The sequence below is a fragment of the Paenibacillus sp. RC334 genome, assembly GCF_030034735.1.
In the GTDB taxonomy this organism is placed as follows: domain Bacteria; phylum Bacillota; class Bacilli; order Paenibacillales; family Paenibacillaceae; genus Paenibacillus; species Paenibacillus terrae_A.
Window position 1 is genome coordinate 5,421,725 of the sequence record NZ_CP125370.1, and the last position, 18,685, is coordinate 5,440,409.

Genomic DNA, 18,685 nt, shown 5'->3' on the forward strand with positions numbered 1-18,685 from the left:
TCTTAACATGTGATGTCACTTCTTACAATCAGTAGCTATTCCTGCCCGTCTGTCGTGAATGAAATTTTTCCACACCACATGCATAAGTTCGTGGAGCAGCTCATAAGAGCCGGAGATTGATCTACGTATACATCCTTCTTTCCATTCAACCAAGGCATAGATACGCTCGGTTTGCAGGGCTGCGGAATGATTTTTCCGCAATTACCTTTGTTTGCAGAAGAAACTGCAGGATTATGCATACTGCGGCACATTCCGAATGAAGGGATATGAGTCTGTGGGTGAAAATCTTGAATATTCCCCTGTAATTTATCACCAATGCTAATCCCCCTGTTAGCTGAAACACTAAACCTTCCTGTATGACTTCCATAGTTACACTGTATCTGTGCCCCATCCACTACATAGCTCTCACTCATTCTTGGACTCTCCTTTGTATAGATGGCCCCTCTGTATCGACCTTTTGTAATTTCAAGCCTGCCAAATTGAACTTTAAAATACATTCAGCCACATCAAGATCCACAATGATATGATGATTGGCATTCTGAATCCTGAATATCTTATGATTCTCCACTGCATATTCATCTAAAATGATTTTCCTCAGTGTACCGTCCCTATGATATTCACTAAGTGGTGATAAACACATAAGGCTAGGCGGATTAGCCAGCCAATACCTCGTTTGCTGCATTCGCTGCATATCGGCAAAAACAACCAGCTTCCAGCTTAATCCGGCTTGATATACATCAAATATTTCCTTTAGCTGCTCTGAAACTATGGATACCGGATGCTCAATAAAATCGATATAGTCTGCATCACCCGAAACATAAAATTGTAAAATGGAATCCTCCGCGCTGGCTGCCCACTCCAAGAGCTGCCTACGATTCATCTCTTCGGAATGCATATACTCTGTAATACGGTTATCCTGATGAATCATGTAATATTCCATATGCTGCTGAATACACCGCCTCACTGATTCCTTTATACTCCCCTATTCTTACTTCCAAATCATCTTCGCACCTCAAAGCCCTGAATTCCGGTAGTTGTATAGCCTGTGGAATAGCATCCTTAGCTAATTGCAAAATGTATTTATGATATTCCACTGCAGCCTGAAGTGCAAAGCGCTCAACATCAGGCTGAATAACCTTATTCATATAGGGTTTTCGGAGCTGATTCAATTCATCCTCCAGTTCTCCCAGATAGCTAAATGCCCATCCTGCATCATAGGTTCCATGACAAGGTTGAGGATCAAAGAACCAATTTTTATCATAGGCTTCGATGACATAGTTATAGTTTCGATCCATCAGATACGTGCGCCTCATTGAATAGGTAATGTATCCAATCCTTGTCTTGGCCACTTCTGTAGAATTGGCTTGCAGGCAGATCAATTGAAAGGATTGAATAAAAGATAAGATGAGCTCGTCTTTTCTTTGCTCATACAAAGACATTACTTGGTGTAATTTCTGATTCAGCACATCTTCTGCATAGGTCTTTTGAAAGTGTTCTAGTGCTTCCAGTCTATTCATAATCCCACCTCTGAACCTATTATATAGAATATTTACATGATATTACTGGTCCTATTATCCTATTTAATTACACTTTTTTCATATGATAAGATTGCAAACGAATGTATAAAAAACCAAAAAAATCATTTAATAATTTCATAAATATGTATTCGTATACCCTATACCTCTCAAAAAACCTCCTCACTAGACCTACGAAATGAAGGTTTGCGCAAGCGAATAGGTAAATGGAAGTAGAAAGCCCGGTCTACAATGAAATAATCATGTATAGGGGCAGTACCAGCGAACGTGACACCACCCGCAAAGTATTTACCATCAATTTCCACATGTTTGCACTTCATGACAGCTACGTGGTTCAAATTGCGCCTTGGAAACCACGTTGAACCAGAATAACGAGTGCAAAGCAGAACTATGGTTCCGATACCAACAAAAACCGGAACTTTTCACTGGTTTACTTTACGGGCTGTGACAGCTTCGCTGGTACTACCCCATAAATGCTAATTTTTTGTATCGTTTGATAAAGATTCGTTCAAGCTGCGACGTGACCTTGAGATACAAAAAAGAAAGCCTTGAACCGGAAAATATTGGATCATATGTTTATTGATGCATGAAAAATTTGGATTGGTGTAGTATAGTTGAACAAATGGAAAAAGAAGGTGATACCAATGAGTTTTGCTCTTGTATTATTTATTGCAGCTGTGATTCAATTTGTTCTGGATAAAATTATCAGCAAAACAAATGAGAAGATATCAGACACGGATGGTTTTATCCCATACAGGTGGTTCATTGTGATTGGGGGTATTGTGGTAATTTTGTCAGTTCTTTTTGTTAAAGAACCTTATAAATATGTTTGGATTGGCGTATTACTTATTCTAGTGTTCGGTGTTCGATCTATCTTCCAATGGAAATATATTCGAAGTTCACAAAAACATATTATTTCACTATTGATGATGGCCATATCTGTAGTTGGTACAATTGTTTACGTTTTAATTTAACAAAAAAACCGCACAATTAGTGGTAATATCCCCTTTAAGTAGACACTCATAAAAAAACCTTGTGTTAACATGAGGAAACGAGTGAACTTGGAGGGGATTTTTTTGGCAAAAAGGGACAGGTATTTCAAGCATATCTGGCTGGAGCGGAGAGTTATAAAGTAGCCGCAGAGAGGTTGGGGATTAAGCACTGCACCCAGCTCAAAGTATGGGTAAGAAAGTATCGAAATGGAGAGCCACTCGATACACGCAAGGGCTCCTCAAGCCCTATGAAAGGACGTCCCCCCCGTAAGGCGTTTGCCAGTATCAAAGAAGAACGGGATTACTTGAAAGCTCAGGTGGACTACTTAAAAAAGCGATATCCAAATCTGGTAACGGAGCGAAGCTTAGACTACAAGATCACTACGAAGTGATTGAAGAACTGCGTGACCTCCATGGCATTACGCGCCTACTAGAACATTGCAGGGCTATCCAGGGCCAATTACTACAAGTGGCGAAATACACACGCGCAACGAGCTGAAGCCCATACGCGGGACCATGAAATCAAGGAGCATATGGTAGCCATCCACTTAGCACACCGATATTACTTATATCTCGGATGGCACCCATTTTTATTACCTGTCCGCGATCCAGGATCTCTTTAACAATGAGATTGTCGCTTGGCAAATCTCCGACCGTAACGATGTGAAACTGGTCCTGGATACGGTGGAGCAGTGGACACGAAAAAGAGACGTCTTGGAAGCCGTACTCCATTCGGACCAAGGCTTCCAATATACGTCTCAGGCGTACAACACACGATTAGAGGCATTCAGCGTCAAAGGCAGCCACTCTCGCAAAGCAACCTGCCTGGATAACGCATGCATCGAATCCTTTTTTTCGCATCTCAAGACAGAGAAGTTGTACCTTCACCAGTGTAAATCAGAAGCAGAGATCCATCAAGCCGTAGAGGAATATATCTACTTTTATAACTACCAACGGTTTCAAGCTAAACTCAAACAGCGCGCACCGATTGAATATCGGCACGCGCTGGCTGCATAGCTTTTTTCATCTGTCTACTTGACAGGGGTATGACCAGGCGAATGCTGATCAATTTGGTAGACAACGCGGTGAAGTTTACAAACGCGGGGGAAGTCACTCTGTCTGCTGCTACCCAATTGTATGATCATTCCGGCATTTGCTTAAAGCAGAGGCTGAATTCTACTCATACATGGCCTAAAAGGGCACAAAAACCCGTGACGGATATCGTCACGGGTTTTCATGTCATGGATGTTTGCTAATAGGTAGTAATTGTCTCTCTAAACTTACGTATATGTGCAGGGCTGGGCCTAATAACGCTTGGGAGCAGCCAGCTTGGCCAAATCCGCCATGTACGTAAAAAAGGCTTCCGGATCCGTGTCATATACCAGATTAACAGGGCGGCCTTCCGCCTGTTCCACGGTTCTGCCCTGACTTGGACCATCTGCGATGACGCTGCAATGTACCGTTTTTTTCTTTACAATATCCGGACGTCCCACCGATGCGGTGGTCAGCACATCCCACAGATAGTAGGTTGAGTTCGTCTCGCTATAGACGAGCGGCGGACACCCTGCGTAGCAGTTGCCCAGGAAATCCACGCCTTCATAGCGGCGCTCGGCAGCCCAACGATTGCGTACGGCTGGCGTTAATGGCACTTTGCTTGTGCTTTCCAGTGCCACCAGATCAATGGTAATGCCGCTTTGCCATACCCGATATGCTGCTTCCGGATCCCAGAACACATTCCATTCTGCTGTGCCGTCATGCTCAGGCTCCTCTACATTACCTTTTTCAAAGGTACCGCCCATCCATACCAGCTTGTCAATTTTCGCTTCAATATCCGGTGCCTCATCCAGCGCGCGTGCCAGATCGGTCAGCGGTCCAGTGAACAGGAGCAGTGTTTTGCCTTCGGCTCCACGTACCTTTTCGATCAGATGCTGATGAGCCGGCAGAGCTGAAAGCGGCGCTTCCATTTGTCCCGATTCATTCAGCACTGGCAATGCATCTACATAAAAGGAATGTAAACGCCAAGCGGCAGGAAATGGATTTTTACCGCGTGAATTAGATTTAGCGACTTCCACAGGCCCTTTATTTCGGCCAAAACGATCAATAATTTTACGGCTGGCATCCGTCGCAGGCTCCAGGTAACCATCTGCTGGAATAACCGATACTCCGGTCAAATGAACTTGCTCCATCTGAAGCAGCATAAACAGGGATACCAGATCATCCACTCCACCATCATGATTAAAATAAACGTTTGTCTGACTCATCTGTCTCTTCCTTCCTTATATCCCCGCGTAACAGGCATGTTCTCATCGGCAATCATCTTTAATTATGCCTGATCACTTCGCTAGAGTAAATGTGCTATACTACTTTACATCAATAAAAAAATGACCTATATTTACCATTAATGTATAATTCAAATTTTATGCAATTACTTTTATAATCTAATGAGCAGCAGGGAAGAAGGTGCAGCCTATGGTATCCAATCTGAATGCAGCCGGGGATGGTTTGCTTGCCATCATTGAAGAATTGCGCAGCGAGCTTATTACAAAGGCACAGCATGAAGCCTTTACCGACCCTTCCATTGTAGAGCTAAGTCAACGTCTGGATCATTATGTAGTCCTTGCCCAACAAAGAAAAAAGAAAAGCTAATGCCTCTTTGGTCCCCACCATACAATCCTCCCCCTCTCGGGTCAGTTCAACATATAAAGCACCCATTTCCCTGTCCAGTCCCGGCCCTGATCCTCAGGTTCTGCCGCTGGAGCAGGAATTTTTTTGTTTACTCCGTGCTTTTACCCTTCCACCTTCGCTCCATAGGATCGGGCCACGGCTACCGCCTGCTGGATATCGAGCTTCGCTCCGGTGATATCCAAATCTTTAAAATTCACGCCATCCATCTTCGCACCCCGCAGATCCGTTCCTTGAAGCTGCGCCCGGTGCAGCCTTACTCGGGTAAGATCCGCTTCCCGCAAATCTGCCTTTTCCAGATTACATTCGGTTAAGTCAGCTTCCTTGAATCGTATTTTTCGCAAATCCTGTTTTCTTAAATCTGCATGACGCAAGTTCGTGTATGACCAATCTCCGCCTGTAATCGTGATACCATCCATATTCGCCCCCGCGAAATCTGAGCCTACCAGCTTGCAGTTATCAAACCGGGCCACAAACAGATTGGCACTGGTAAATAGACAATTCGTAAAGGCAGACTCCTTGTAATGAGAGGCATTCAGGATGGCTCCGGTAAAATCACAGTCCACAAAAGTACAGTCTTCAACAAGAGATTCATTCATCTCCACCCCCCGAAAGCGACAGCGGATAAACTCACAATTTCTCCACTCGCCTTCCCGGGCATCCATCGAACCAAAATCACGCGCTTCATAGACCTCATCTGTATAAAAAAACATGTTCTCCCCCTATTCCTTATCCCTCATATCAGGAACTCAGCATTTCGGCAAAGACCGTTCAAAACCCCTTTTCATTTTACCGAGCAAGCCCTTCATCATCTCATGATCCTCTGTCGTAAACTCGGACATACATGCACGGATCAGCTTCATATAGTAAGGCACGACCGTTACCAGTAGCTCCCGTCCTGCCTCCTTTAGTCCGACCGTGACCATTCGTCCATCGCTCTCGTGAGCCACCCGTTCAATCATTCCATCCCGCTCCAGACCGTCGATTAGCCCCGTCATGGTTCCCCGCGTCACATCTGCCTTTTCTGACAGCTCTGATGGTGTCATCCGGTGCAGCGTATGGCAATGCAACAGGCTAAGGACGATGATTCGGCCCTGAGAGACTCCCAGCTTGGTAAGATCGGTATCTATTTCTCTGAAAATACCGTTAGCCAAGCGCGCAAAAGTCACAAAAGTCTCCATATTGTCCACTTCTGCTTCCTCTTGTCCAAAACTACGTAGTACCCCGCGTATAGAGTCATTATGAAAATTAAAATTCATGGCCTGTCCATTCCTTCCCTGATCCCGCTTGTTCCGTCAAACGATAGCTTCTCCATTCCTCCGGCAGCAAAGAAGCATACGGCTCCTTGGCAAACCGGTCATCTATCAGCACCAGCAAGCCTTCGTCATGCTCTGTGCGGATAAGCCTGCCCCCTGCCTGAAGAACCTTGTTCATCCCCGGATACACATACGCATAGTTGAATCCATTCCGTCCCTGTTCCGAAAAATAATCTCGCAGCACATCCCGCTCTGCGCCAATTTGCGGCAACCCGACACCAACAACTACGACTCCGTTCAAACGATCACCCGGCAAATCAACGCCTTCCGCAAACACGCCTCCCAGTACGGCAAAGCCAAGCAGGGTACGCTCTTGCCCCGGCTGAAAAGCCTCCAGAAAGTGATCCCGCTCCGGTTCGGTCATCCCTGGACTTTGTACCAGCGTTTCCACGGACACGCCCCGGGTCATAAATTCCTCATATACCTCTCGCAGATACGGATAGGAAGGGAAAAACACGAGCATATTCCCTTTACGTTCCTCAGCCAATCCCGCCAGCATATCTGCAATGGCCCCTTTCGAGCGCTCACGATCCCGATAGCGGATAGAGAGTGGTAACAGGCGTACATCCCATTGCTCCTGATGAAAAGGAGAAGGAACCTGCAACGTGTAATCTTCTTCCCTTGCTCCCAGCATGTCCCGGTAATACGCAAGCGGCGTCAACGTCGCAGAAAAATAAATCGCAGAGCGATAGCCCTTCACAGCCTGTCCCAGCAAATGCGAAGGATCCAGGCAGAACAGCTTGACCCGCACTTCACTGCGTCCCGCCTCAATATAAGTGACGTAGCGTTCATCGTACAAAGCTGCAATCCGCAGCATGTTTTGAGCGGCAAAATACGTATCCAACAGCAATGTATAGGCCGCTCCCGAGCTGCTCGTACTACCGACGCCCGTTAACAGTTCATGTTCGGCTGCCTCTACAAAAGGTGCCAATAGATCCAGCACCTCATGCGGTGCCACCGTATTTACTGCTTTTCCTGTATCCGCGTATAGCTTGCGCAATGCAATCATGTGCGCGTTAACTGCACTAGCCGACCCCGCAATCTCCGGGCTTAGCAGCTTGAATTCTTTTTTCAATTCCAAAAAAGACGATTTCAAAATTTCCGCCGAAAACATATCCCGGCCGCGTTCCACCAGATTATGCGCCTCATCCACCAGCACAACACCTTTTCGCTTGTGCTCCTCCAGCAGTCTTTTCAAGGAAATACGCGGATCAAAAACATAATTATAGTCACTGATTATACCCTCCGAGGCATATGCCACGTCCAGCGAAAATTCAAACGGACATACCCTATGCTTGCGCGCATAATACTCAATCACCGCCCGGGTCATCAACGTCTCGTTCGCCAAAATATCGGACACCGCACCGTTGATCCGGTCGTAATATCCCTCGCACATGCTGCATGCTCCGGCATCGCAATCATTTTCATCCTTGAAGCAGATTTTATCCTTCGCCGTCAAGGTTACTACATGCATATGCAGCCCTTGGGCCTGCATTTTGGCATACGCTTCTTCCGCTGCTGCGCGGGTTGTGGTACGGGCCGTCACATAATATACCCGGCTCACCAGCCCTTCACCGATGGCCTTGATTGCAGGAAACAGGGTAGATACCGTTTTACCGATACCCGTAGGCGCTTTAGCAAACAGATTGACCCCTTCTGCAATCGTCTTGTACACCGAACCCGCCAGAGGCCGCTGGCCTGAACGATACGTGTCAAAGGGAAAGGCCAGTGTTGCAATACTGGCATCCCGCTTCTCTGCATGTGCTCTCAGCAGGAATGCATACGGCGCATAACCCTCGACCATCCTCAGCGCAAAGGTCTCCAGCTCTGCAAAGGATAACTCCCGTCTGAAGCGCCGAATTTCTCCGCTGTATGCCTGTACATAAGTAAGCTGGGCCTGCATGGAATTGCGCTGCTCTTCGCGGGCAATCATATAGGCGTACAGAAACGCTTGCGCCCAATGCACAGGTTGACCGTCCCCCGGAATATCTTCGAGAGGAATGGAAACCGACTTGATTTCATCAACTGTCCATATGCCGTCCAGCTCAATCAGTCCATCACAGCGGCCCTCAACGATAAATAGAGCACCCTCATATAGAATTTCTGTACGCAAATGTACCTCTTTGCGGTCATGCTCCTTATAACTTTTTTGGATAAGCTGGTGTACGCGTGTTCCTTCCAGCATGCTGCTGTTCGAGCGGAAACCACCGTGAATGCTGCCGCTCCGATGCACATATTCCACAAGGGGTCGCACCGATATGTTAATTGGTTCCTTCATACGATCACCCGTTCCGATCATAGTCCTTTCACTTTATCACGAAGATAAAGGAAACGTAAGGGTCATAAGCATCGTTTATGGTCGATTGGTATTCACTCACACTTATTTTTTACCGAAATATAGAAGTGAGGCTTATTACTTTATTCTCAGCATTGTCAAACTCACATTACAGCATAAAGGATAGGGTTATGTTAAAAGAATTAATTAACAACTTCGGATTATTAACGAGCTTCTTATTCTTTGGAAATTTGCTTTCACGAAAATACGAACGTTACCTGGAAAAACATGTATTCCTTTATCGGGTAATGAACGGTTTAATGCTGGGACTGTTTGGTATTCTTTTAATGATGACTGGTTTATGGATCCGCGGGCATTTTGTGGTCGATCTGCGCCAATTGGCTATTATCATATCTGTTTATATGGGAGGACCAATATCCGGTCTGTTGACCACCCTGATCATAAGCCTGTACCGTATTTATATCACCGGTGGTTGGACAGATGTTTCTCTGACTGCTACTGTCAATTGCTTCATGACACTGGGCATTTCACTTACCTTCATTCGAGAAAAAAGCCTAACGCTCCGCAAATGGATGTCAGCCGTGCTTGGAGCTGCTGTTGTGTCGCTGTTATCTACTTTCTATGTGGTTAATCCTCCTGATAATGAAACTATTATAATAGTCACAACCGTTAAGTTGCTTGGCGGCCTGTTCACTTATTTTATGGTGTCCCATATCAAAAAAACAGAACGGGCCATTCATCTACTCGAAGACGCTGCGAATCGGGACCATTTAACCGGATTATACAGTCCGCGTGCTTTCGATGCGCTATTTGAAGAGGTCTTTCATACTTCCAAGGCTACTAAACAACCCTTTGGACTCCTGATGCTGGATATTGACCACTTTAAAAATATTAATGATACGTATGGCCATTTGAACGGTGACACCGTCTTAAACCAATTGGGAATTTTGTTAAACCGGGAGTCTACAAGGAAGACATACCCCTCCCGTAAAGGCGGAGAAGAATTTGCCATTCTGATTGGAGATTGCGACAGCCGGAAAGCAGCAAGCTTTGCCGAAAAGATTCGAAAGGCTGTGGAAAACGGTCCCTTTCAACTAAATGACGGAACGATCGTTTCTCTGACGGTATCTATCGGAGCAGGCAGCTTCCCTACCATTGCAGCGGATAAATTATTGGAGAAGGTGGACGACGCTCTATATGAAGCCAAACGCTCAGGACGCAATCGGGTAGAAATAGCAAAACGATAATTATAAGTCGCTAAATGTCTGGAAAGCTGGATTATTGTTAATAAAAAGTGGTAAAATGGAAATAAGATTTGTATTAGAAAATCTTCTGCCGTTAGAGGAGACATGCCTTACAATCGACATGGGGGGTGGGCTTTTTGGACCTCGAACAATTGGAAAAACTTATGGAAAAAGAACGCTGCGAACTAAATCGTATGGCAACCTTACATGGATTAAGGGATGAACGTGTATTGGTCAAATCCTCTCGACTTGACCGAATTATGGACAAGTATCTCCACACCAAGCGAGCGATAAATGGCGACAATCAGGCACATCCATAGAAGAAAGCTACACCGCTGCCCTTACGGGCAGCTTTTTTTGTACATAGCCTCGTGTTCCGCTGCCGTACCTGTACGTGTTAACTTTCCGGTAGGATACCCTCATCTTACTTATTTCTTCCCTTACTTCCTCGCTTACTACTTTCTTCGGTACTCCGTCCGCAGTAGTTCCTGCGTAAACGTAATCCATTCTCTCGCGGCAAAGGACAGATACCGATCCTTTCGCCAGATCATCCCTAGATGCCAGGGAATGACGGGATCAACGAGTGGAATAACACGCAATCGTTCAGAATCAAGTTCACGGCAAATCGCTTCCGGCAGTAGCGCTATCCCCAAGTTCGCAGCAACCATTTCGCTGATCAGGTCCCACTGTGAGCTTTCATAGACGACGCGCGGCTGGAAGCCAGCCCGGACACACTCTGCAATAATACGGTCATGCAGTGTAAAATCCTCGCGGAACAGTACAAACGATTCCTCCGCCAGCGCTGCCAGCGGTACCTCTGTACGCTCTGCCAGTACATGCGTAGGGTGAACCAGCAAGTTCAGCTTTTCCTCCACGAACAGAAACGTCTCGAATATATCCCCACTTGCTGGCAGCACAATTACACCAATATCCAGTGCGCCCGCGCCTACGTCCTGTTCTACTTTTTTTGCCCCATCCTCAAATAGCTGAATGGTCACATCGGGATATGCCTTGTGAAATTCCCCAATGACGCGTGGAAAAAAGCTCGATCCGACCATGGGAGGCAGACCGATACGGATGTGCCCTTTTTTCAGGTTCATCAAATCACTCAGCTCGGACGACAAGCTCTGGAAGGACTTCACAATCGCTTGCGCCTGAAGCTCAATCACCTTGCCCGCGTCCGTCAGCTCGATTCTTTTGCCGATCCGGTCAAACAAAGCGACACCCAATTCATCCTCCAGGCTTTTAATCGTCTTGCTGATCGTCGGCTGTGTAATAAACATGCTCTGGGCCGCCTTCGTAAAGCTGCGCAAGCGCGCGACCTCCAAAAAATACTGCAAATGTCGGATATCCATCCCATCACCTTCTTCCATAGACAAACGGAATACATCGTATTCTTTATATGCATTTTACTCATGAAAGCTTGTGATGTAAAATTTCATTACAGTTTGAAAAATAACGGAACTCATAGATAGGAGCCATTATATATGAAAAGCTTCATACGCGGTGTCCTCCAGATCGCCGTCCTGATGGCCTTTTCGCTCATCCTGAACGCGGTGGTCTCCTGGCTTCACCTGCCTGTACCCGGTAGCATTATCGGCATGCTGATTCTCTTTATTCTGCTGCAAACAGGCGTGATCCGCCTAAGCTGGATTGAGATCGGCGCAAACTGGCTGCTGGCCGAACTGCTATTATTCTTTATTCCCTCCGCTGTCGGCGTTATGAATTATTGGCCGATGCTGGAGCACGATGGTATGAGCATTATACTGGTCGTACTGCTTGGTACCTTTCTCGTGATGGCCTGCACGGGCATGATCGCCAGTCTGCTCGGCAAACGAAAGGAGCACAAATCATCATGATCGGTCTTCTATGTATTGTATTGACGCTCGCTATTTACTGGATGGCCAAACGCATGTACCGCACGCTCCCCAAGGTGTATATGTCTCCACTACTCATTACACCGATCATTATTATTTTAATTTTGACGCTTTCGGGTATAAATTACCGTTCCTATAACTCGGGTGCCCATTTGCTCTCCATGCTGCTCCAACCAGCCACGATTGCATTTGCCGTCCCTTTGTACCGATATTTCCCTGTGCTGAAAAAACATGCGACCCAAATCGTGCTTAGCGTGCTGTCCGGTTCAGTCGTAGCCGTAGTATCCTCCATGGTACTCGCCAAATGGATGCATCTGGATTCCTCGCTGATGAGCAGCCTGATTCCTCGCTCCATTACGACACCGATTGCCATGAATGTTTCACAAACGATTGGCGGTAATCCGACAGTCACGGCTGTGTTCGTTATTTTAACCGGATTGAGCGGTCTCATTATCGGTCCGATGATCGTGAAGCTGTTCCATATCGAAAATGAAGTTTCGCGCGGTGTACTGCTCGGTACCGGGGCTCATGGTACAGGTACCTCCAAAGCGTTCGAGTTCAGTTCGCTGACGGGCACTATTTCCAGCATCTCTATGGTGCTCGCCGCCCTCTTTACCTTGGCGGCTGCTCCGTTCCTGTTCCACTTGATGCTGTAAGCTCAGTAACACACGAGATATTGAATGGATACTGCCCCTGATATACAAAACGAAGAAGCTCCGTTCCACTAGCTGTAGTGGGACGGAGCTTCTTCGTCTATTCGGAAGTAAGAGTCACTTATCTCCCGTACCATCAGATCGCTTTAACAGCGCCGGGTTTCTTCTCAGCCTCAACAGGCGTCACGGCTTCGTGCAAATAAGTATCCAGCTCTGCCGCATGTTGTCGCTCTTGCGCGGCGCTCCAGCCTGCATGCTCAGACATCAGCGCAATGACGGGCTGCTTCCAGCGCTTCACCCCGTCAATCTCAAAAAACAACGCTCCGGTGCGGCGTATGAAAAAATCAGACGGTGTCACCGTCATTTCCTGCTCCATGGCATACAGGAGCGGGACACGCACTTCCACAGGCAGCGCCGCTTCCGTCTCGCTGGCCTCCTTCATGCTGCGTGCCGCTATGGCAAACAACCGCTCCGCATTGGAGCCATATCGAGTGGCCCATGCTCTGGCGGTTTCTGGCGGCAATCCGAGCGCAGCACCTGCTGCCGCTTGCCCGCTCACGAAGGCATCCCAACCGGCGGAGCCGCCTACGTTACCGCCCGAGATCGGGATGTGCCTGGTACGACATGCCCGGAAGGTCTGCCCGTGTAAGCGCCCCAGCTCCCGTACCACACGGTCTACAACCAGTTCGGACATTTTCCGGTAGCCTGTCAGCTTGCCACCCGCAATCGTGATCAGGCCCGAGCGGGATTCCCAAATTTCATCCTTGCGCGAAATTTCCGAAGGGCTTTTGCCATCCTCGTAAATGAGCGGCCGTACACCTGCCCAGCTCGATTCCACATCCTTGACGGTCAGCTTCACCTCAGGAAACATGCCGTTGATCGCTTGAAGCACATATGTCCGGTCTTTGGCGGTCATTCGGGGATGAGCTGTATCCCCTTCATATACCGTGTCGGTCGTACCTGCGTACGTTTTCCCGTCACGGGGAATAGCGAATACCATCCGTCCATCCGGTGTATCAAAATAAACGGCCTGTCTGAGCGGGAATCGCTTGGCATCGAACACCAGATGGACACCTTTGGTCAAGCGAAGTACCTTGCCTTCTTTGGACCGATCCATCTCCCGCAGCGTATCCACCCACGGTCCGGCGGCGTTAACAACCAGCGAAGCCCGGATTTCATGAGACTGCCCCGTTACCCGATCCGTTACGCTCGCGCCGCTGATTTGTCCGTCATCATACAGCAGCTTGTCGGCCTTGGCGTAGTTTACAGCCAAAGCTCCTCGTGCCACAGCCTCCTTCATGACCTCAATCGTCAGACGAGCATCGTCCGTACGGTACTCCACATAGCTGCCGCTCCCCTTGAGTCCTTCCCGCTTCAACAAAGGCTCCCGCTCCAGCGTAGCCCGAATATCCAGCATTCGGCGGCGTTCACTATGCTTAACCCCGGCGAGAAAATCATATACCAGCAGTCCGACAGAAGTGGTAAATGCGTTAAACGTGCCTCCCTTGTGAAACGGAAGCAGCATACGCTCCGGCGTGGTCACATGCGGGCCATTTTCGAATACAATTGCCCGCTCCTTCCCGACCTCGGCTACCATTTTAACCTCAAACTGCTTCAAATATCGAAGGCCGCCATGCACCAGCTTTGTGGATCGACTGGACGTACCTGCCGCAAAATCCTGCATCTCGACCAGCGCTGTCTTCAAGCCGCGGTCAGCGGCATCCAGCGCAATCCCTGCCCCTGTAATCCCGCCGCCAATAATTAAAATATCAAAATGCTCACGCCCCATACGCTCCAAAACAGCCGTTCTCTCCTGCGCAGCAAATGCAAGCTCTCCCATTTTCTATCCCTCCATCTCTATAATCATCCACCGACCCAGTCATCAAAAGATACAAAAAAAGACCACGAACATCGCTGCGGCGTATGCCGAGCGGTTCATGGTCTCTCCAAATCTCCTGACGAGTATTAACTTATCTATATCCTAGCACACACCGTACTCTGTGAAAAGGGGTTATTAGCTATTGCCTATAATGCTCAAAAAGCTGTTTATTGGATGTTGTAACTGCTGTAGCTCCAGCAGCGAGCGCTGCTTCCACATCCTCAGGGGTACGAATCAGTCCTCCCGCCAAGATGGGAATACCCGTGCGTTCACTGACCTCTGTAATCATGGGCGGAACAACGCCGGGCAGTACCTCGATGTAATCGGGTCGCGTTTTTTCCACCAGTGCGTAGCTTTTTTCCAGCGCAATCGTATCTAGCATGAATACCCGTTGTACAGCGAGAATACCTTTCTTTTTGGCGGTCGCAATCACACCGGATCGGGTCGAAATAATACCGAACGGCTTAATCTCCTGACACAAATATTCAGTGGCATATTCATCATTCTTTAGGCCCTGCACCAGATCGGCATGAAGAAGCATCCGCTTGTTGTGGCTCCGCGCCAACTGGTACAGGCTGCGTAGCTGTGCTACGTGCGTATCCAGAAAAACCGCATACTCATAGGAGCTGTCCAAAATATCCTCCAGCTGTTTAATATGCTTAGCCGCAGGCAAAATGCGTTGTCCCTGAAATGGCATGGATATCCTCCTTATGCTGATTGTCGGTCAACTCTTTCAAATTTTATATTATCACTCTGTTCAACGAACGTGAAGCGGTTTCAGCTTAGGTATGTATAAAGGCTGCCCTCCCGGCCATAATTACCTCCCCCGGGAAGACAGCCCTCATTCTTGGCAAGCTGATAACACAACAGCCTGTTGGATTCTTGTATATTGCGCTAAACTTTAACCCTCAAAGCCTTGGCGCAGCCACGAGGTAGCCAGAGCAATCGCCCCGCGCTTGGCTGCGGTTTCCGATAACGGGTTCAGCATTACGAAGTCGTGAATGATGCCCTGAAAGCGGGCAGCGATCACATCCACCCCGGCCTCACGCAGCTTGTTCGCATAAGCTTCCCCTTCATCCCGCAGCACGTCAGCCTCGCCTGTGATGACCAATGCTGGCGGCAGCCCCTTGAGCTGTTCGGTCGTTGCCCGCAGCGGAGACGCCGTAATCTGTGCCCGTTCATTGGGGTCTGTCGTGTATTGATCCCAGAACCATTGCATCCCTTCACGGCTCAGGAAATACCCTGTGGCGAATTCATGATACGATTCCGTGTCAAAAGAAGCGTCTGTCACCGGGTAGAACAACAACTGCTGTCGGATAGCAGGAGCGCTTCGTTCCTTGGCAAGCAATGTTACGGCTGCGGTCATGTTACCGCCGACACTGTCTCCAGCTACCGTCAGCGTATCAGGCTTCAGCCCATGCTCGCGTCCATGCTGAGCCACCCACTGAACGACCGCGTAGATTTCCTCAATTGCCGTTGGATATTTTGCTTCAGGTGACAAGCTGTATTCCGGGAATACAACCGCTGCCTGCGCACCCACAGCCAGCTCACGGATCAGACGATCATGCGTGTGGGCATTACCGAATACCCATCCTGCCCCGTGGATGTATACAATAACCGGGAGGTCGCCTGTCACCTGTTGTGGACGAACAATCCGGACCTTGACCTCCCCGCTTGGCCCACCGGGAATGGACAGGTCTTCCAGGTCTGCGGCAGGCTTGTTTGCCGGACCCGCTTGGACCTCATTGACCGTTTCACGTCCCTTTGCAGGGCCCAAATCGTACAGAAACGGAGGCTTGGCGTTATCGTCTGCGAACTTCTGCGCTGCGGGTTCAAGCTGTATCTTTTTACTCATATCGGTTCACTCTTCCTTTCCTGTCTGTTGTTTTTATCTATCCAAAGTTGCTTATCCAGGCTCATTCAGCTTCACCTTATATACTTAAACGGTATCATTTCTTTTTAATCGGATGGCTTTAGGATGCCCAACAGAAGGACTTGACTTTCATTCCGAATTGTAACTATAATAGTTACATATCCAAGTTCGTGAATGAACAGGATGAACTTACGATCAAACTAATGAATCATACAGATCATATTTATAGGAGGCTATTTATTATGAAAATTGCAGTTATTGGTGCAGGCGGTAAAGCAGGAGGCAACATTGTTAAAGAGGCATTGGACAGAGGGCATGAAGTAACAGCGATCGTTCGCGACTCTGCCAAAGTCACAGACAGCCGTGCGACTGTGGTACAAAAAGACGTTTTCGATCTGAAAACAGACGACCTGAAAGACTTTGACGTTGTCGTTAACGCTTTTGCTGCTCCACGTGGTCAGGAGCATCTGCATGTAGATGCAGGTAACATTCTAATTGAAGCACTGCGTAATGTGTCCGGTACTCGCCTGATTGTTGTGGGCGGCGCAGGCAGCCTGTTCACAGATGAGTCCCAAACCTTGTTGGTAAAAGACACTCCTGATTTCCCGGATTTCGTATACCCAACGGCTAATAATCAAGGAAAGAATCTGGAAATTTTGCGTGGAACCAACGATCTGAACTGGACTTTCATTAGTCCTTCCGCTGAATTTGCTCTCGGCAAACGCACAGGTTCTTATCAAGTTGGCAAAGATGTGCTGCAAGTCAATTCCAAAGGCGCAAGCTATGTCAGCTATGAAGATTATGCGGTGGCTGTAATTGACGAAATCGAGAAACCACAGCATCTGAACCAACGTTTCACCGTGGTATCCGAGTCCTAATTCCTGCACCTAATCCGAACATATATGTATGAAAAAGACCCTTCGGTCATGTCCCATATGTCATGAAAGGTTCGGTTTTGTTACAAACCGAACCTTCCATGCACACCGTGGGAATATGAACCCGGAGGGTCTTTTAGGTATGACTTAGCTATGCTTCTTCTGCTCATGGCCGGGAGATTTCTTATCGCTAAAGCACAGCTTGAGAATCGGAGGTGCAGCCAAAGTCGTCAGAATGACAGCAATAATGACGGATGTAAAATATTGCTGTGCCAGCAGGCCCGTTTGCAGCCCAGTAGCTGCGATAATGAGCGCGACTTCACCGCGAGATATCATACCGGAGCCAATCGCGAGCGAAGAACGGTTATTAAAGCCTGTCAGACGTGCCCCGATTCCGCCACCGATCAGCTTCGTCACCATAGCAACCAGTGTCAATGCAACGACAAACCCGATCTGCTGCCCTACTCCCTCGAAGGAAACATTTAATCCAATGCTGACAAAAAACACAGGGACAAAGATGGAATAAGCGATGGGCTCCACTTTTTCTTCCACGACATGCTTAAAGCTCGTTTGCGAAATGGCAATCCCGGCAGCAAAGGCTCCGATAATGCCCGCCATACCCAACATATCTGCAAAATACGCAAACCCGAAGCAGATGATCAAAGCAGCGGTAATGGTGGCCTCTGTCACCTTGAGCGGAGCCAGTATTTTCATGATCCAGGGAACCACAAACCATCCTCCGAATATAGCGACGACAAAGAAAAGAAGCTTTTTGCCGACGAGAAGCCCCAGAGATGTTCCCCCTCCTACCCCGAATACACTCATCATCACTGCAAGCAACACCACGACAAGTACATCATCCAGCACCGCTGCACCCAAAATCGTCGAGCCTTCCCGGGTGTTAAGCTTGTTCATATCCTTTAGCACCTGCACCGTAATGCTGACGGAAGTGGCGCTCAGGACAACACCGAGAAACCATCCTTCATGCACCGAAAATCCGAAGGCTTCCCCAACTCCAAAACCGCAGATCAACGGAAGAATAATCCCCCCAACTGCTACGGCTACCGCTGGTTTCCAGTTACGCCGAAGCTGATCCAGATCCGTCTCCAGCCCGGCAATGAACATCAGCAGCAGCACTCCGATTTCAGACATATCATGAATAAGTGTGTTGTTCTGAACCCACCCCAATACCGCTGGACCGAGTACAATACCAGCAATCAGCTTCCCTAGCACTGAAGGCTGACCGAGCCTTACCGACAGATCACCAGCCACTTTAGTAAACAGCAGAATCAGCAAAAGATACAATATAAATTGCATGGCTCATATACCTCCTTTAATCATCAAATGGTAGACATCTAGTATTGATAAAATGCTAAAAATTTGCGCAAAATATGTGCTGACGTGCCCTGAACACAACAAAAAAGGAACCTGTAATTACAGATCCCCTTAAAAAAAGACAAAGA

22 protein-coding genes are annotated in these 18,685 nt (G+C 47.9%); 10 read left to right on the forward strand and 12 right to left on the reverse strand.

Annotation, left to right across the window (positions count from 1 at the left end):
* Positions 1-35: 35 nt before the first annotated feature.
* From QMK20_RS24890 to QMK20_RS24900, 3 genes are read right to left on the reverse strand one after another with little or no spacing between them, the layout of a single operon-like run.
* The gene (locus QMK20_RS24890; RefSeq protein ID WP_349361885.1) at positions 36-497 is read right to left on the reverse strand and encodes a DUF4280 domain-containing protein; all 462 of its coding nucleotides are present in this window, start codon (positions 495-497) and stop codon (positions 36-38) included.
* Positions 410-928 (reverse strand): hypothetical protein, encoded by a 519-nt coding sequence (locus tag QMK20_RS24895; protein WP_283653716.1) that lies wholly within the window; start codon positions 926-928, stop codon positions 410-412. Before QMK20_RS24895 ends, QMK20_RS24890 begins: the two co-directional genes overlap by 88 nt.
* The gene (locus tag QMK20_RS24900) at positions 912-1,517 is read right to left on the reverse strand and encodes a hypothetical protein (protein ID WP_283653717.1); all 606 of its coding nucleotides are present in this window, start codon (positions 1,515-1,517) and stop codon (positions 912-914) included. Before QMK20_RS24900 ends, QMK20_RS24895 begins: the two co-directional genes overlap by 17 nt.
* Positions 1,518-2,179: 662 nt before the next feature.
* Between QMK20_RS24900 and QMK20_RS24905 the strand changes: the two genes are divergently transcribed.
* The 4 genes from QMK20_RS24905 (at position 2,180) to QMK20_RS24920 (ending at position 3,783) form a co-directional block, all read left to right on the forward strand.
* On the forward strand, positions 2,180-2,509 hold the full coding sequence (locus QMK20_RS24905; protein ID WP_283653718.1) for a DUF4181 domain-containing protein: 330 nt from the start codon (positions 2,180-2,182) through the stop codon (positions 2,507-2,509).
* A 134-nt stretch (positions 2,510-2,643) separates the two neighbouring features.
* Positions 2,644-2,919 carry a hypothetical protein gene (locus tag QMK20_RS24910; protein WP_404580060.1) on the forward strand — a complete coding sequence of 92 codons (276 nt, stop codon included), beginning with the start codon at positions 2,644-2,646 and terminating at the stop codon, positions 2,917-2,919.
* A gap of 214 nt (positions 2,920-3,133) precedes the next feature.
* Entirely contained in the window at positions 3,134-3,544 is a 411-nt protein-coding gene (locus QMK20_RS24915) for an IS3 family transposase (RefSeq protein WP_404580061.1), read from the forward strand.
* Positions 3,545-3,585: 41 nt separating this feature from the next.
* Positions 3,586-3,783, forward strand: a complete 198-nt coding sequence (locus tag QMK20_RS24920) for an ATP-binding protein (RefSeq protein WP_283653719.1) — start codon at positions 3,586-3,588, stop codon at positions 3,781-3,783.
* Positions 3,784-3,831: 48 nt separating this feature from the next.
* Here QMK20_RS24920 and QMK20_RS24925 read toward each other — a convergent pair whose 3' ends face one another.
* Positions 3,832-4,788: a nucleoside hydrolase gene (locus QMK20_RS24925; protein WP_283653720.1), complete on the reverse strand. Its 957-nt coding sequence runs from the start codon at positions 4,786-4,788 to the stop codon at positions 3,832-3,834.
* A gap of 208 nt (positions 4,789-4,996) precedes the next feature.
* On the opposite strand from QMK20_RS24925, the gene QMK20_RS24930 reads away from it, so the two are divergent.
* Entirely contained in the window at positions 4,997-5,173 is a 177-nt protein-coding gene (locus QMK20_RS24930; RefSeq protein ID WP_082067086.1) for an aspartyl-phosphate phosphatase Spo0E family protein, read from the forward strand.
* A 140-nt stretch (positions 5,174-5,313) separates the two neighbouring features.
* Here the strand turns inward: QMK20_RS24930 and QMK20_RS24935 are convergent, their stop codons facing one another.
* The 3 genes from QMK20_RS24935 to QMK20_RS24945 are packed head-to-tail and all read right to left on the reverse strand — an operon-like array spanning position 5,314 to position 8,824.
* Positions 5,314-5,922 (reverse strand): pentapeptide repeat-containing protein, encoded by a 609-nt coding sequence (locus QMK20_RS24935; protein WP_283653721.1) that lies wholly within the window; start codon positions 5,920-5,922, stop codon positions 5,314-5,316.
* Positions 5,923-5,958: 36 nt separating this feature from the next.
* Positions 5,959-6,468, reverse strand: a complete 510-nt coding sequence (locus QMK20_RS24940) for a MarR family winged helix-turn-helix transcriptional regulator (RefSeq protein WP_283653722.1) — start codon at positions 6,466-6,468, stop codon at positions 5,959-5,961.
* A complete protein-coding gene (locus QMK20_RS24945; RefSeq protein ID WP_283653723.1) occupies positions 6,458-8,824 on the reverse strand; it encodes an ATP-dependent DNA helicase in 2,367 nt (788 codons plus the stop codon). The genes QMK20_RS24940 and QMK20_RS24945 overlap by 11 nt, the downstream gene beginning before the upstream one ends.
* A 167-nt stretch (positions 8,825-8,991) precedes the next feature.
* Between QMK20_RS24945 and QMK20_RS24950 the strand changes: the two genes are divergently transcribed.
* Positions 8,992-10,068 (forward strand): diguanylate cyclase, encoded by a 1,077-nt coding sequence (locus tag QMK20_RS24950; RefSeq protein WP_283653724.1) that lies wholly within the window; start codon positions 8,992-8,994, stop codon positions 10,066-10,068.
* Between the two features lie 161 nt (positions 10,069-10,229).
* Positions 10,230-10,385 (forward strand): aspartyl-phosphate phosphatase Spo0E family protein, encoded by a 156-nt coding sequence (locus QMK20_RS24955; protein WP_283656341.1) that lies wholly within the window; start codon positions 10,230-10,232, stop codon positions 10,383-10,385.
* Positions 10,386-10,520: 135 nt separating this feature from the next.
* Here QMK20_RS24955 and cidR read toward each other — a convergent pair whose 3' ends face one another.
* Positions 10,521-11,420, reverse strand: coding sequence for a cidABC operon transcriptional activator CidR (gene cidR / locus QMK20_RS24960; RefSeq protein ID WP_044644329.1), 900 nt, complete (start codon positions 11,418-11,420; stop codon positions 10,521-10,523).
* Between the two features lie 132 nt (positions 11,421-11,552).
* Between cidR and QMK20_RS24965 the strand changes: the two genes are divergently transcribed.
* The gene (locus tag QMK20_RS24965; protein ID WP_283653725.1) at positions 11,553-11,924 is read left to right on the forward strand and encodes a CidA/LrgA family protein; all 372 of its coding nucleotides are present in this window, start codon (positions 11,553-11,555) and stop codon (positions 11,922-11,924) included.
* On the forward strand, positions 11,921-12,598 hold the full coding sequence (locus QMK20_RS24970) for a CidB/LrgB family autolysis modulator (RefSeq protein WP_283653726.1): 678 nt from the start codon (positions 11,921-11,923) through the stop codon (positions 12,596-12,598). The genes QMK20_RS24965 and QMK20_RS24970 overlap by 4 nt, the downstream gene beginning before the upstream one ends.
* 133 nt (positions 12,599-12,731) lie before the next feature.
* Here the strand turns inward: QMK20_RS24970 and QMK20_RS24975 are convergent, their stop codons facing one another.
* From QMK20_RS24975 to QMK20_RS24985, 3 genes are all read right to left on the reverse strand, one after another.
* Complete coding sequence (locus tag QMK20_RS24975) at positions 12,732-14,435, reverse strand: glycerol-3-phosphate dehydrogenase/oxidase (protein ID WP_283653727.1); 1,704 nt, start codon at positions 14,433-14,435, stop codon at positions 12,732-12,734.
* 178 nt (positions 14,436-14,613) lie between these two features.
* Complete coding sequence (locus tag QMK20_RS24980) at positions 14,614-15,171, reverse strand: glycerol-3-phosphate responsive antiterminator (protein ID WP_283653728.1); 558 nt, start codon at positions 15,169-15,171, stop codon at positions 14,614-14,616.
* Between the two features lie 204 nt (positions 15,172-15,375).
* Complete coding sequence (locus tag QMK20_RS24985) at positions 15,376-16,329, reverse strand: alpha/beta hydrolase (RefSeq protein ID WP_283653729.1); 954 nt, start codon at positions 16,327-16,329, stop codon at positions 15,376-15,378.
* Positions 16,330-16,589: 260 nt separating this feature from the next.
* Here QMK20_RS24985 and QMK20_RS24990 point away from each other — a divergent pair, with 260 nt between their 5' ends.
* Positions 16,590-17,225 carry an NAD(P)-dependent oxidoreductase gene (locus QMK20_RS24990; protein ID WP_283653730.1) on the forward strand — a complete coding sequence of 212 codons (636 nt, stop codon included), beginning with the start codon at positions 16,590-16,592 and terminating at the stop codon, positions 17,223-17,225.
* Between the two features lie 144 nt (positions 17,226-17,369).
* Here the strand turns inward: QMK20_RS24990 and QMK20_RS24995 are convergent, their stop codons facing one another.
* Positions 17,370-18,539 carry a cation:proton antiporter gene (locus tag QMK20_RS24995; protein ID WP_283653731.1) on the reverse strand — a complete coding sequence of 390 codons (1,170 nt, stop codon included), beginning with the start codon at positions 18,537-18,539 and terminating at the stop codon, positions 17,370-17,372.
* Positions 18,540-18,685 lie beyond the last annotated feature (146 nt).

Coding starts and splice junctions, on each gene's coding strand:
- QMK20_RS24890 (WP_349361885.1), bottom strand. CDS start 497: ATGTATTTTAAAGTTCAATTTGGCAGGCTTGAAATTACAAAAGGTCGA.
- QMK20_RS24895 (WP_283653716.1), bottom strand. CDS start 928: ATGATTCATCAGGATAACCGTATTACAGAGTATATGCATTCCGAAGAG.
- QMK20_RS24900 (WP_283653717.1), bottom strand. CDS start 1,517: ATGAATAGACTGGAAGCACTAGAACACTTTCAAAAGACCTATGCAGAA.
- QMK20_RS24905 (WP_283653718.1), top strand. CDS start 2,180: ATGAGTTTTGCTCTTGTATTATTTATTGCAGCTGTGATTCAATTTGTT.
- QMK20_RS24920 (WP_283653719.1), top strand. CDS start 3,586: ATGCTGATCAATTTGGTAGACAACGCGGTGAAGTTTACAAACGCGGGG.
- QMK20_RS24925 (WP_283653720.1), bottom strand. CDS start 4,788: ATGAGTCAGACAAACGTTTATTTTAATCATGATGGTGGAGTGGATGAT.
- QMK20_RS24930 (WP_082067086.1), top strand. CDS start 4,997: ATGGTATCCAATCTGAATGCAGCCGGGGATGGTTTGCTTGCCATCATT.
- QMK20_RS24935 (WP_283653721.1), bottom strand. CDS start 5,922: ATGTTTTTTTATACAGATGAGGTCTATGAAGCGCGTGATTTTGGTTCG.
- QMK20_RS24940 (WP_283653722.1), bottom strand. CDS start 6,468: ATGAATTTTAATTTTCATAATGACTCTATACGCGGGGTACTACGTAGT.
- QMK20_RS24945 (WP_283653723.1), bottom strand. CDS start 8,824: ATGATCGGAACGGGTGATCGTATGAAGGAACCAATTAACATATCGGTG.
- QMK20_RS24950 (WP_283653724.1), top strand. CDS start 8,992: ATGTTAAAAGAATTAATTAACAACTTCGGATTATTAACGAGCTTCTTA.
- QMK20_RS24955 (WP_283656341.1), top strand. CDS start 10,230: ATGGAAAAAGAACGCTGCGAACTAAATCGTATGGCAACCTTACATGGA.
- cidR (WP_044644329.1), bottom strand. CDS start 11,420: ATGGATATCCGACATTTGCAGTATTTTTTGGAGGTCGCGCGCTTGCGC.
- QMK20_RS24965 (WP_283653725.1), top strand. CDS start 11,553: ATGAAAAGCTTCATACGCGGTGTCCTCCAGATCGCCGTCCTGATGGCC.
- QMK20_RS24970 (WP_283653726.1), top strand. CDS start 11,921: ATGATCGGTCTTCTATGTATTGTATTGACGCTCGCTATTTACTGGATG.
- QMK20_RS24975 (WP_283653727.1), bottom strand. CDS start 14,435: ATGGGAGAGCTTGCATTTGCTGCGCAGGAGAGAACGGCTGTTTTGGAG.
- QMK20_RS24980 (WP_283653728.1), bottom strand. CDS start 15,171: ATGCCATTTCAGGGACAACGCATTTTGCCTGCGGCTAAGCATATTAAA.
- QMK20_RS24985 (WP_283653729.1), bottom strand. CDS start 16,329: ATGAGTAAAAAGATACAGCTTGAACCCGCAGCGCAGAAGTTCGCAGAC.
- QMK20_RS24990 (WP_283653730.1), top strand. CDS start 16,590: ATGAAAATTGCAGTTATTGGTGCAGGCGGTAAAGCAGGAGGCAACATT.
- QMK20_RS24995 (WP_283653731.1), bottom strand. CDS start 18,539: ATGCAATTTATATTGTATCTTTTGCTGATTCTGCTGTTTACTAAAGTG.